The organism is Botryobacter ruber (assembly GCF_003347595.2).
GTDB classification, from domain to species: Bacteria; Bacteroidota; Bacteroidia; order Cytophagales; family Hymenobacteraceae; genus Pontibacter; species Pontibacter ruber_A.
In genome coordinates, this window is record NZ_QCZK02000057.1 from 1 (window position 1) to 13307 (window position 13307).

Here is a 13307-nt window from a genome sequence, read left to right on the forward strand (position 1 = left end):
GTGTCTCTACGGCCAACTCATCAAGTAACTTGTCGGGCAGGTAATTTAATAACTTCTTTACCCGGATACCTTTTGTGTCCATAGCAGTAACTAATTGATAACTATAGAATATACGGCAGGTTTCGGACAACAATGTTTTTAAAACCTGCCGGGTTTTTTGTGTTCTGCACCTGCCACCATTGCCGCTGCTCCCGGAAAGCAGGCTGAAAAACATGTGAGGTTTTTCCTGCCGGTGCTGCAGCCGGTCTATTTGGCTACCAGCTTGTTCAGGGCGTCGCGCATTTCGGTGAGCAGCACTTCTTCTTTGGTCGGGGCCGGCGGCACCGACGGGGCAGCCGCTTTTTTGCGCATGAGTTTGTTCATTGATCTGATTACCAGGAAAATTATAAATGCCAGGATGAGGAAATTGATAAGAACAGTTACAAAGTTTCCCCAGGCAAAAACAGCCCCTAATTTACGGGCTTCTTCCAACGCTAAGCCTGCCGGCACTTCTTCCGACAAGGGTATGTAGAGATTTGAAAAATCCATGTCGCCTATTGCTTTGCCGACAATTGGCATAAACAAGTCGTTAACTACAGAATTTACGATCAGACTAAAAGCCGCGCCCAGGATAATACCAATGGCCAGATCCATGACGTTGCCACGCATGGCAAATTCTTTAAACTCTTTTAACATTCCCATTTTGATAATTTTTAAATGTGTTTTGGCAAAAGAAAAGGTAACAGCGCAAGGCCGGTACCCGCCAGCCCTGATAAAGGCTTAAATCAAATATAGAAAATTTCAATATATAATAACTGTTATAGTCAAAATTTCTGCTGCACCTGCCACCATTGCCGCTGCTTTGCTTAAGTAACTGTGACTCTATAAATAGCGGATTTTCCTGCGTTAAACGTTAGCGCATTACATGTCTGCACCCAGGCAGTCGAGTACTCCTGACAAGCAATTCCGGTAGGTATATTTTCCGACTTTTGTTCGTCTGCAACTGAAATTTCAGTATTTTCGCTTCTTTTCCATACCAATAAAGTTAAGTAGTTACCATTATTACATAAGTTACTCAACCCGCAAATGACCTTTAACCCATACCGCTGCCTTATCATCGATGAAATGCACCCGAGCATTTTTCCACTGCTGCAACAATCAGGAGTGGAGGCAGATTACAGGCCTGTCATCAAACCAGAGGAAGTGCCGCAGGCACTGATTGGCTTCGATGGCCTGATTGTCCGCAGCAAAATGCGGATTACGGCTCCGGTACTGCAGTTTGCCGATAAATTAAAATTTGTAGCCAGGGCAGGCGCCGGGGTAGACAACATCGACGAGCAGGCACTGCAGGAGCGGGGCATTGCGCTGGTCAGCGCTTCGGAAGGTAACCGCGAGGCGGTGGGCGAACATGCGCTGGGCATGCTCCTGTCGCTGATGCGGAACATCGGGCGGGGCGACCGACAGGTGCGGGAAAAAGTGTGGCTGCGGGAAGAGAACCGGGGCGAGGAAATAGGAGGGAAGACCGTTGGCATCATTGGCTTCGGCAACATGGGGCAAAGCTTTGCCCACGTACTTTCCGGGTTTAACTGCCGCATCCTGGGCCACGACCGCTATGCGCCGGAAAAGGTGCGGCATCCGCTGTCCTGCTGCACACTCGAAGAAGTTCAGGCCGAAGCGGATATTGTAAGTCTGCATATTCCTTTATCCGCTCCAAACCTGCGTTTTGCCGACGATGCCTTCTTCAGCGGCTTCCGGAAGCCCATCTGGTTTGTAAACACCTCGCGGGGCGAAGTGGTGGACCAGGCGGCCCTGGTAAAGCACCTGCAATCCGGTAAAGTAAAAGGCGCTGCATTGGATGTGCTTGAAAACGAAAAACTGCACACGCTCACGCCACAGCAGCAGGCCAGTTTTGAGTACCTGGCGCAGGCAGAAAACGTAGTGCTCACACCACACATTGCCGGCTGGACCCACGAATCTTACGTTAAAATAAATGAAGTGCTGGCTGCTAAAATCAACCGGTTGCTGCAGCAGTTTTAGGCTTTTGAAAAGGTTCCGTTTTGCCTGCTGTACTGCCCGTACTTACAAGCAATCATTAGAAATGAATCCTGTAAAAACGTTTTGTTATTAAATTTTTAGTATATTTGCACATGCTTCTGCCAACGGGCAGGACTTAAAAAAATAAAGCAAATAAATATGCCGAAGCAAAACAGTAGCCTGCAAAAACTGTTGCGTTTGTAGCTGCTGCTGTTTCTTAAAAAGATTTATTTATAACAATAACATATACTGGCAAAAAGAACGGTTATGCTCGACATAACCGTTCTTTTTGTTTTTGTGTTTTAACCGTAAAAACTACTATGAGCAAAATTTCTTACTACACTGCCGAAGGTTTGCAGAAATTAAAAGATGAGCTGGCAGAACTGAAAACAAAAGGTCGTGCAGATGTGGCGCGCCAGCTGGCCGAAGCCCGCGATAAAGGTGACCTGAGCGAAAATGCCGAATACGATGCCGCAAAAGATGCACAGGGCCACCTGGAGCTGAAAATAGCCAAGCTGGAAGAAGTGGTGGGAAATGCCCGCCTGATCGACGAGTCGAACCTGGATATGAGCAAAGCACTTATCCTGTCGAAGGTGAAGATCAAGAACCTGAAAAACAACATGGTGATGGATTACACCCTGGTAGCAGAGGAAGAAGCGGATCTGGCCAGCGGCAGAATCTCCGTTAAGTCACCTATCGGCAAAGGTCTGCTGGGCAAATCAGTGGGCGACGTGGCCGAAATAACCGTACCGGCCGGTAAATTACAGTTCGAAATCCTGGACATATCCCGATAAGCATATGGCAGCTTCTATTTTCACTAAGATCGTAAATGGCGAAATACCGGCTTACAAAATTGCCGAGGACGAAAACTACCTGGCGTTCCTGGATGTTTTCCCGACCACCAAAGGGCATACGTTAGTGATACCGAAGCAGCAGACAGATTATCTCTTCGACCTGGAGGATGAGCTGTATGCGGGGCTGATGCTTTTCGCCAAAAAAGTAGCACTGGCCATCGAAAAAGCCGTTCCCTGCAAGCGCATCGGGTTGGCCGTGGTGGGCCTGGAAGTGCCGCATGCACACGTGCACCTGATTCCGCTGCACAGCATGAAGGACATGGACTTCGCCAACAAACAGCAGTTCAGCAAAGAAGAATTTGAGGAGGTGCTGGCAAAGATTAAAGCCGCCTATAACGGGTAACGTGTACATATCAAAAATAAAAAAAGAGCAGGAGCCTGTTAACAAATGGCTCCTGCTCTTTTTTATTCCTGAAAATATGTTCTGCCTGGAGCAGAAACTGTGGTGGGTGCTGCAGCAATGTTTAAATTTGCTGAAATCAGCCATTTTACAATTTAACAATTTATTTCTGCACCTGCCACCACAGCCGCTGCTCCTTACGGGATCACATTAACCGAGTCTGCGGCTCCGGCATTTGTTTCCTGTACTTTCTGCTGGTCTTTTTCCTGTCTTCTGAAGTAACCCCTGAACAGGATGTTGTTCTGGAGTGCTTCCATGTTCTCGTCAAACTTCTGGGTGCTTGTTTCCAGGTTTTGCATGGTGTTGCGCAGGTTGTTGGCAAATTCCTGGTCGTTTAGCAGTACACCTACCGCATTGCTGCTGTTGTTTAGTTTCTGGCTTGCCTGCTGCAGGTTATCTGTAATGGCAGTTGCCGCTGTCGTGGCATTTTGCAACTGGTTTACAGACGCCTGTAAGCGGTTGAAAACTGCTGTATCGGTCAGCATCTGGTGTACGAGCCCGTCGCTGTTGTTCAGCCTGCTGGTGAAACGGTTTAAGGCGCGCGAGGCCTGTACCGTGTTGGCAGATGTTTGCTGCAGGCTGGCCACAATATTCCTGAAATTGTTGGCCAGCGTAGAATCCGTAAGCAAGGCGCCTGCCGTGCCTTCGCCCTGCACCAGGTTCGTGCTGAGCTTTTTAAAATTGTTGGTGATGGTAACCAGGTTTTTGTTGTTTTCCTGCAGGGTAGCCATCATATCGTCGGTGTTCATCGGGTTGACAGCCGTCAGCAGGTCGCCGTCTTCAACGGGTGAGGCCTGGGCGCTTCCTCCGAAAATTTCAATAATTTTGTTACCGATAAGGCTTTCGGAACTGATGCGGGCTTTGGCGTCTTCGCGGATAAACTGCTGCACATCTGCCTGTATATCCATGATTACCTCTACCTGTGAGTCGCCGTAAAAACGTATTTCCTTTACGTTACCGATCTTTACGCCCGAAAACCAGACATTATTTCCTTTGCGCATGCCGGCCACATCGTCGAACACAGCCCGGAGCTGGATGCTTTGCATTAATCTTTTCTGGTGGCTGGCCAGCGTAAACACACCAACCACAAATATAACCAGGCCCAGGAGCACAAAGATCCCGACAATTACCGAACGTTTATTTTCTGCAGCACTCATTTAGTCTATAAAGTTGTAGTTGTAAAAAGCTCTTACCCGCTCATCTTCTGAGTTGAAGACCTCCTCAAACGTGCCCTGCCGCTTAAACTTCCCATCGAGCAGCATCACAATGCGGTCGCCTGTGGCACGTGCACAGGTAAGGTCGTGGGTAATGATAATGGAGGAGGTATTAAACCGCCTCTGCACATCGTTTATCAGTTTGTTAATTTCGATACTTGTAATCGGGTCGAGGCCGGCGGTGGGCTCGTCGTAGAGCATGATCGCCGGTTTCAGAATCAGGGTCCGGGCAATGCCGATGCGTTTGCGTTGTCCTCCAGAAAGTTCGGAGGGCATCTGGTTAATGCTTTGCGACAGCCCCACGGCATCCAGTACCAGTTCAATAATACGGTTCCGGTCGTTTTTGGTAAGCTCTTTGGCATGCCGTTCCAGCGGAAACTCCAGGTTTTCGCGTACGGTCATGCTGTCGTAAAGGGCGCTGTTCTGAAACGAGAAACCGATTTTAAGGCGCAGGGCATCCAGCTCTTTTGGCGTTAACCTGTTGATATCGCTACCCAACACCATCACGTCGCCTTCGTCGGCTTGCAGCAGGCCCGAGATTATTTTGATCAGCACCGATTTTCCGGTGCCCGATCGGCCCAGCACCACCAGGTTCTCGCCCTGAAACAAATCCAGGTCCACCCCGCGCAGTACCTCAAATTCATCAAACGACTTTTTAAGTCCCCTGATCGAGATAACTTTCTTTTCCTTATCTATCCTCGAATATTCCTTCTTCATCTATCCCGCAGGTTAAGTGGCCCGGATGGCATTAATGATCTGAAGGGCAATAAGCTCTTCAATAAAAATAAGAAACATGGCCGTAACTACAGAACTGTTGGCTGCCTTTCCGACCCCTTCTGTTCCTTTAGACGAATGGTAGCCTTTGTAGCACCCTACCATCCCGATGGTAAACCCGAACACAAAGGATTTGATGATCGCAGAAAACACGTCGAGAAACGTAATGGCGCCGAAAACCTGCGAAAAGTAAGTGGCAAAGCTTGTCTGCTCCATCTGGCTGACATTTACATAACCGCCCAGCAGCGCAATCAGCGTGGTGTACATGGCTAAGGTCGGAATCATGAGCGTAGTGGCCAGCACCCGCGTTACCACCAGGAAGTTAAAGGGGTTGGTGGCCGATACTTCCATGGCGTCGATCTGTTCGGTTACGCGCATCGAGCCCAGTTCGGCGCCAATGCTCGAACCCACCCGGCCTGCTGCAATAAGCGCCGTTACGAGCGGTGCCAGGGCACGCACAATGGCAATGGAAATAAGCGCAGGCAGCCAGGACGTAGCACCAAACTCAGCCAGCGAGGGGCGCGACTGGTTTGTAAAAACGATTCCGATGATAAAACCAGTGAGCGAAATAAGCGGAAGCGATTTTACGCCGGCTTCGAAACACTGCTTGATAAATTCCTTGAATTCGAAAGGAGGGACAACAAGTTCTTTGAAAAAGCGGATGTTAAAGGCAAATACCCGGTGCAGTTCCAGAAACAAGCGATCCAGCCTCCTGGTTAACACATATTTCCGTTCTCTGGTACCGTCTGGTTTATCTGGTTTGGAAAGCATTCGTTATGTTTTAAAACCTGATGTAGCTGTATGTAGCTGCTAAGTTATAGCTTTTAACATAGCAAAAAAGAAATTGTTTTGCCCGGTTTACATACGGAATAGCAGGGCCGTTGGCTATGCAAGAACGCCGTTTCAACGATTTTATTCTTTTGCTGCTGTGCAGCAGGTAAAGCTATGGTGGCTGCTGCAGCAGACTTTTCTGCCGGGTGCAGAGGCTCTCAAAACAAAAAAGTATAAAAGAAAGGGCGGCGCCTCTCTTTTATACTTTTTTGACGGTAAGCTAAACTACCTTAATGAACCGAAAGCAGCTCTACATCAAATATCAGCGTTTCGTTCGGACCAATGGAGCCGCCTGCACCCTGCGTACCATAGGCCAGCTCTGAGGGCAGGTACAAACGCCACTTATCACCTTCTTTCATGAGTTGCAGCGCTTCGGTCCAGCCGCTGATCACGCCGTTAACAGGGAAAGTAGCCGGCTGTCCGCGCTCATACGATGAATCGAATACGGTGCCGTCGATGAGCGTGCCGTGGTAGTGAGTCGTAACCTTGTCAGAAGCAGCAGGCGACTTGCCGCTGCCTTGCTGCAGCACCTCGTATTGCAGGCCGCTTGGAAGTGTTTTAACACCTTCTTTTTTCTTATTCTCCGCCAAGAAGTCTTCCCCTGCTTTTTTTGCGGCGGCGCCTTTCGAACTTTGTTTTTGCGTCAGTTCCTGCTGAAGCGCCATCATGGCCTGCTGCACATCGGAGGCAGAGAGTTTGGAAGCCTGACCGGCCAGCACTTCTTTCACGCCCTGTATAAAGGCTTCAGCTTCAATGGTAATACCTTGTTTCTGAAGGTTGGTTGCCATGTCGCGGCCAATAATGTAACTGATCTTGTCTTTCTGGTTGTTTAATTCCATAGTTGTAAAATTGCGCACCTGCAGGTGCTATGAAAAAATGGCGCTATAGAACGCGTTTGTGCAAAGCTACGCATTTTGTTCAGAACGGAAAGCAGGAGGGAGGGTTGCCTGTTCCATTGCAAGGCTGGCTTTGCTGCTACGGGTATAAAGCAAAAGCCACCTAAACCAAAGTCAGGTGGCTTTTGCTTGTATCAATTTTTAGAGGTACAAATGATAATCCTCATCAGAGAAGTCAACTTTAAAATTTTCGGGGGTTACCCAATTTTTAATTAAAATGCCAAGTGTAGTAAGTAAAACAATAGACGAAATGGTAGAAATCAGTTTCATAGCCTGCCGGAGTTAATATTCCTTCTTTTAGAATAAACGCCTTATCAGAGCCAAAGTTGCTGTTGTGTTATGAATAAATTGATCCTGATTATGAATAAATTGATCCTGATGTTAGCGCTGTGTTTATTAATTTTTGCCTACTCTTAAAAGAGACTATTGGAAATTATAATAAGAAAAGCCCCTTCACACGCCAGGCGTGAAGGGGCTGAAAGTGTTCTAATCAGGTATTTACATGTTGCGCCTGTACTGGCCTCCGACCTGGAAAAGCGCGTGGGTAATCTGGCCCAGTGAGCAGAATTTCACGGTTTCCATCAGCTCCTCAAAAATATTTTCGTTATGGACGGCTACCTGCTGCAGGCGTTGCAGCATTTCCGCTGATTTATCTTCGCTGCGGTGATGGAGGGCCTGCAGCATGTTTATCTGGTACTGCTTTTCTTCTTCTGTGGCACGAATTACCTCCTTTGGCAGTACCGTGGGCGAGCCGGTGGCGGAGAGGAACGTATTCACGCCGATAATCGGGTATTCCCCGGAGTGCTTCAGCGTTTCGTAGTAAAGACTTTCTTCCTGAATTTTCCCGCGCTGGTACATCGTTTCCATGGCACCCAACACGCCGCCACGCTCGGTAATGCGGTCGAACTCCGCCAGCACCGCTTCCTCTACCAGGTCTGTCAATTCCTCGATAATGAAGGAGCCCTGCAGCGGGTTTTCGTTCTTGGCAAGCCCCAGTTCACGGTTAATAATGAGCTGGATGGCCATGGCCCGACGCACTGAAGCTTCGGTAGGTGTGGTGATGGCCTCGTCGTAAGCGTTGGTGTGCAGCGAGTTGCAGTTATCGTAAATAGCATAAAGCGCCTGCAGCGTGGTGCGGATGTCGTTGAAGTCGATTTCCTGGGCGTGCAGCGAGCGGCCCGAGGTCTGGATGTGGTACTTGAGCATCTGCGAACGCGAGTTGGCGGCGTACTTGAGTTTCATGGCTTTGGCCCAGATGCGGCGTGCTACCCGCCCGATTACGGCATACTCTGGGTCGATGCCGTTGGAGAAGAAGAAGCTCAGGTTCGGGGCAAACTTGTTGATGTCCATGCCGCGACTCAGGTAATATTCTACATAGGTAAACCCGTTGGAGAGCGTGAAGGCCAGCTGCGTGATTGGGTTGGCGCCTGCCTCGGCAATGTGGTAGCCCGAGATGGAAACGGAGTAGAAGTTACGCACCTGGTTGTTGGTAAAGTACTGCTGCACGTCGCCCATAAGCCGCAGCGAAAATTCCGTCGAGAAAATGCAGGTGTTCTGTGCCTGGTCCTCTTTCAGGATATCCGCCTGCACCGTTCCCCGCACCGCTGACAAGGTACTTGCTTTTATTTCGGCATACACCTCGGCCGGCAGTACCTGATTGCCGGTTACACCCAGCAGCATGAGTCCCAGCCCGTCGTTGCCTTGCGGCAGGTTTCCCCTGTAAACCGGGCGCTGACTTCCTTTTTCCTTGTAGATAGCTTCAATCTTCGCGTTTACTTCGTCTTCCAGTCCATGCTTTTTAATGTACAGCTCGCACTGCTGGTCGATGGCCGCATTCATAAAGAAAGCGGTCAGGATGGCAGCTGGTCCGTTAATGGTCATGGAAACGGAGGTCATCGGGTCGGCCAGGTTAAAGCCGGAGTAAAGCTTTTTGGCATCGTCGAGGCAGCAGATGCTGACGCCGGAGTTACCAATCTTGCCGTAAATGTCAGGACGGTTGTCGGGATCTTCGCCGTAAAGCGTTACGGAGTCGAAGGCCGTGGAAAGCCGTTTGGCGGGCATGCCCAGGCTGACGTAGTGGAAGCGGCGGTTGGTGCGTTCGGGTCCGCCTTCGCCGGCAAACATACGGGTTGGGTCTTCGCCTTCGCGTTTGAAAGGAAATACACCGGCTGTATACGGGAATTCGCCCGGCACATTTTCCTGCAGGTTCCACTTCAGCAGATCGCCCCAAGCCTCGTAGCGCGGCATGGCAATTTTCGGGATCTGCAGGTGCGAAAGCGATTCGGTGTGGGTCCTGATTTTAATTTCCCGGTCGCGTACCTTGAACAGGAAAAACTCATTTTTGTAGGCCTGTACTTTCTCCTGCCAGTTCTCCAGAATTTTCTTGTTCTGCCCGTCCAGGTTCAGCTCCAGCTCCGCATACGCTTCCTGCAGCTGTTTTACCAGCCGGTCTTTATCCACTATTTCCAGCCCCTGCACCGCCTCGATCGACTTTTTGATGCCATACAGTTGCTGCGCCACTTCGGCCTGTTCCTTGCCCCACTTGTCGTAGTTGCGGATGGTTTCGGCAATTTCAGAGAGGTAGCGGGTGCGGGCAGGGGGGATGATGTACACTTTTTCTGACATCTCTTCCCCCGTCTGCAGCTTCGACTCAAACGTTACGCCTGTTTTTTCGGTCACCGTTGCCATCACAGCTTTGTAGAGCTGGTTCATGCCCGGGTCGTTGAACTGCGAGGCGATAGTTCCGAACACCGGGATCTGCTCGTCTGCCACGTCCCAGAGCTGGTGGTTACGCTTGTACTGCTTCTTCACGTCGCGCAGGGCATCCAGCGCACCGCGTTTATCAAACTTGTTCAGCGCAATAATGTCTGCAAAGTCGAGCATGTCGATTTTTTCGAGCTGTGTGGCGGCACCATACTCGGGTGTCATCACATAAAGGCTGGTATCGGAGTGCTCCACAATTTCGGTATCGGACTGGCCAATGCCGGAAGTTTCCAGGATGATCAGGTCGAAACCGGCGGCTTTAACGATGTCTACCGCGTCCTGCACATACTTGCTGAGGGCGAGGTTGCTCTGTCGGGTGGCCAGCGAGCGCATGTACACCCGGTCATTGGCAATCGCATTCATCCGGATGCGGTCGCCCAGCAAGGCGCCACCGGTTTTCCGCTTGGAGGGGTCTACGGAGATGATGGCAATCCGCTTATCCGGGAAGTCGAGCAGGAAACGGCGCACCAGCTCATCCACGAGCGACGACTTGCCTGCTCCGCCCGTACCGGTTATGCCCAGCACGGGGGTAATTTTATTTTCTGCTCCAGCCACCACAGCCTCTGCTCCTGATAGCTGTGCTCTTACTTTGGCAAATTCCTCCGGAAAGTTTTCGGCTGCCGAAATCAGGCGGGCAATGGCTTTTGGGTTTTGATCGCGCAGGTGTTTCACCTCGCCGTTCAGGTGCTGCCCGGTCGGGAAGTCGCACTGCTGCAGCATATCATTTATCATTCCCTGCAGCCCCATTTCACGGCCATCGTCGGGGGAGTAGATGCGGGCGATGCCGTAGGCGTGCAGCTCCTCTATCTCGTCAGGCAGAATAACACCGCCGCCGCCGCCAAAGATGCGGATGTGGCCGCAGCCGCGCTCCTGTAGCAGGTCGTACATGTACTTGAAATACTCCAGGTGACCGCCCTGGTAAGAGGTAATGGCAATCGCCTGCACGTCTTCCTGCACCGCACAATCCACGATTTCCTGCACGGAGCGGTTGTGGCCCAGGTGAATTACTTCGGCACCGGAGGCCTGAATAATGCGGCGCATGATGTTGATGGCAGCATCGTGCCCGTCGAAAAGGGAGGCGGCCGTTACTACCCGGATATGGTTAACAGGTTTGTAGACTTCTGGCTGGAGCGTATGCATAGGCGCTATTTGTATGCTTTTTTACATGATGTGAATCGACAAAGATAAGCAAAACAGCAGTGAAATACTGTATCCGGAAATTAGAGGAGCAAACGCCGCTAGTAAGCTGTAAAAACAAAAAGCAAAACAGCAGTGAAATACTATATCCGGAAATTAGAGGAGCAAACGCCGCTAGTAAGCTGTAAAAACAAAAAGCAGCAGTTCCGCTCTTTCGTTTGGAACCGCTGCTCTTATTCTTTATGAAAATCGAAATCTTCAACTTTTAGCCATTCTTTTATACGGGAGGGTATAACAGAAGGTTTATCGTTTTTAAAAAATAGTAATTTCAGCTGGAGTTACTACCAGGATGTGAATTTACTTACAAATATTTGTTTTATATATAAATATGTTTTTACTTTAAGGATAAGCTTGTACAAGAGCCTAAATTACGGGTAATGATTAAGGCTTTCTATTTTGATTTGCCTATAGCAGTAGCTCCCGAAAACAACATTTTTGTAATGACCACATTTTAATTTAAGAAGCATGAAAAAAACTTACCTATTAGGAATTGCCCTACTTGGGGCTGTTACCTTTTCTTTTCCGGCTAATGCACAGAGTAAGAACAAAGCCAAGGAAAAGGAGACAGTAGCTGTAAAGTCTAAATCGGATGAGGACCAGGAAAGGAAAGCGGCCGAGTGGATAGGTTCGCTGCAATTGCAAGATCCGGCCAAAGAGGCGCGCCTGCTGGAGGTGGTGGCTACGCACCTGAAAACCATCCGCGACTGGCATAACGAGCATCCTTATACAACCGTACCGGCCGGTATTAATCCCCTAACCGGTCAGCGCCTCAGCGACCTGGACCGTCAGATCATCGCCAATTCCGCTATGCCAAAAACGGTTCATGAAAACCTGATGAACGGTCTGCGCAAAGACCTGAGCGAAGAGCAGGTAGAAAAGGTGCTGGATAAATACACGGTTGGCAAGGTTGATTTTACGATGAAAGGTTACCGCGCCATAGTGCCAAACCTTACAGCAGAGGAAGAAGCCACCATACTGGCTAACCTGAAACAGGCGCGTGAACAGGCGGTGGATTATAAAAACATGAACCAGATTTCAGCTATTTTCGAAATCTACAAGACAAAATCGGAGCAGTACCTGAATGCCAACGGACGCAATTGGCGCCAGATGTACAAAGATTATGTAAACGCGGCCAAAGCCAGAAAGGCAGCAGAAGCGAAGAAAACAGAATAAAATTTCCGCTTCCCTTACAAACAAAAAAGCAGCGATTCCACTCTCTCATTTGGAACCGCTGCTTTTATTTTTTTATGAAAATCATAATCTTCAACTTTTAGCCTACCTGTATATACGGGAGCTGTGAAGGGAGGTTTTTTATTACAATAAAAAAAGTTTTCCCACTCTTCAACAGTCATCATCTCTGTTAGTCGCGGCAGTTAGCGAGAGAACTACTTCAGCTGTAATACCAGCAATAAATACTGAAAAATCAGTATTGAAATGAGTCACTTAATGAGATAGATTTGTAGAAGTAAATACTAAGCGCCTAAAAATCCTACTCCAAAATCCAATTAGTAGCTTCAACTAGCCAATAAATTAAGGCCATCATTTTTCAGAAATAATCCTTATTTCCGGAATAACAAGCATTTCCGAAATAAGTGATTTCAATCAAACACGCAAACTACAGGTAATAGCTGTTGCCTGCAATATTGTTGCAGTGTAACATTCGAACTATCTTTTGTAGTTACCGCCACAGGGTCAGCTGCCATCTTTTGTGGGTGACGGAGCTGCTTTCCAATGACTGAAGAAAAATACATAAAAGGTTATTTTAATACGCCCGTTTATGATCTCAGAAGCACTTGGCACCATCATCACCCTGCTTAATAATTATATTTCTCCGGGTTTTTCCGATCCGCCACTGGTGCTGGCTAATATTTCGAAAGTTAATGATGGCGATGAATTTACCCAGAGCATGCAGGACAAGCTGGTTATGTCGATCGTCAACATAGAAGAAGACCGGGTGGCAAAATCACCGGAAAACTTTATCCGGGAAAACAACCTGGTGAAGTATAAAAGTCCGCCTATCCACCTGAACCTAACTGTGCTTTTTGCCGCCACCCATGACTATGATAAAGCCCTGCCGCTGCTAGAAAAAATTATCCGTTTTTTCCAGATCAAGAGAGCTTTCACGCCTGCCAACACGCCCGAACTGGCTACAGCCAACGAGGTGAATGATAGCAGTATAGAGAAGATTGTTTTTGAATGGGTAAACCTGAACCTGGAGCAGGTACACCAGTTGTGGACAACTTTAGGAGGGCATTATATGCCTTCAGTTGTATTTAAAATCAGGATGCTCACCATGGATGAACATGTGATTCAGAAAGAAGCTCACCCTGTAAAAGACATTATTGCGAACTACGACCATATCTGA

11 protein-coding genes are annotated in these 13307 nt (G+C 48.8%); 5 read left to right on the forward strand and 6 right to left on the reverse strand.

Annotated elements, in window-relative coordinates; all coding sequences use genetic code 11:
* Positions 1-246 precede the first annotated feature (246 nt).
* Positions 247-681, reverse strand: a complete 435-nt coding sequence (gene mscL, locus DCW36_RS19800; protein ID WP_205702967.1) for a large conductance mechanosensitive channel protein MscL — start codon at positions 679-681, stop codon at positions 247-249.
* A gap of 384 nt (positions 682-1065) precedes the next feature.
* On the opposite strand from mscL, the gene DCW36_RS19805 reads away from it, so the two are divergent.
* From DCW36_RS19805 to DCW36_RS19815, 3 genes are all read left to right on the forward strand, one after another.
* On the forward strand, positions 1066-2016 hold the full coding sequence (locus DCW36_RS19805; RefSeq protein ID WP_114782534.1) for an NAD(P)-dependent oxidoreductase: 951 nt from the start codon (positions 1066-1068) through the stop codon (positions 2014-2016).
* Positions 2017-2333: 317 nt separating this feature from the next.
* Complete coding sequence (greA, locus tag DCW36_RS19810; RefSeq protein ID WP_114782535.1) at positions 2334-2807, forward strand: transcription elongation factor GreA; 474 nt, start codon at positions 2334-2336, stop codon at positions 2805-2807.
* Positions 2808-2811: 4 nt separating this feature from the next.
* Complete coding sequence (locus DCW36_RS19815) at positions 2812-3210, forward strand: HIT family protein (RefSeq protein WP_114782536.1); 399 nt, start codon at positions 2812-2814, stop codon at positions 3208-3210.
* 194 nt (positions 3211-3404) lie between these two features.
* Here DCW36_RS19815 and DCW36_RS19820 read toward each other — a convergent pair whose 3' ends face one another.
* From DCW36_RS19820 to DCW36_RS19840, 5 genes are all read right to left on the reverse strand, one after another.
* Entirely contained in the window at positions 3405-4424 is a 1020-nt protein-coding gene (locus DCW36_RS19820) for an MlaD family protein (RefSeq protein WP_114782538.1), read from the reverse strand.
* The gene (locus DCW36_RS19825; protein WP_114782539.1) at positions 4425-5198 is read right to left on the reverse strand and encodes an ABC transporter ATP-binding protein; all 774 of its coding nucleotides are present in this window, start codon (positions 5196-5198) and stop codon (positions 4425-4427) included.
* 12 nt (positions 5199-5210) lie between these two features.
* Positions 5211-6026 carry an MlaE family ABC transporter permease gene (locus DCW36_RS19830; RefSeq protein ID WP_114782540.1) on the reverse strand — a complete coding sequence of 272 codons (816 nt, stop codon included), beginning with the start codon at positions 6024-6026 and terminating at the stop codon, positions 5211-5213.
* A gap of 290 nt (positions 6027-6316) precedes the next feature.
* Positions 6317-6925 carry an FKBP-type peptidyl-prolyl cis-trans isomerase gene (locus DCW36_RS19835; protein ID WP_114782541.1) on the reverse strand — a complete coding sequence of 203 codons (609 nt, stop codon included), beginning with the start codon at positions 6923-6925 and terminating at the stop codon, positions 6317-6319.
* A 555-nt stretch (positions 6926-7480) separates the two neighbouring features.
* The gene (locus tag DCW36_RS19840) at positions 7481-10885 is read right to left on the reverse strand and encodes a methylmalonyl-CoA mutase family protein (protein ID WP_114782542.1); all 3405 of its coding nucleotides are present in this window, start codon (positions 10883-10885) and stop codon (positions 7481-7483) included.
* A gap of 522 nt (positions 10886-11407) precedes the next feature.
* Between DCW36_RS19840 and DCW36_RS19845 the strand changes: the two genes are divergently transcribed.
* Positions 11408-12115, forward strand: a complete 708-nt coding sequence (locus DCW36_RS19845) for a DUF3826 domain-containing protein (RefSeq protein WP_114782543.1) — start codon at positions 11408-11410, stop codon at positions 12113-12115.
* Between the two features lie 604 nt (positions 12116-12719).
* A complete protein-coding gene (locus tag DCW36_RS19850; protein ID WP_114782544.1) occupies positions 12720-13307 on the forward strand; it encodes a DUF4255 domain-containing protein in 588 nt (195 codons plus the stop codon).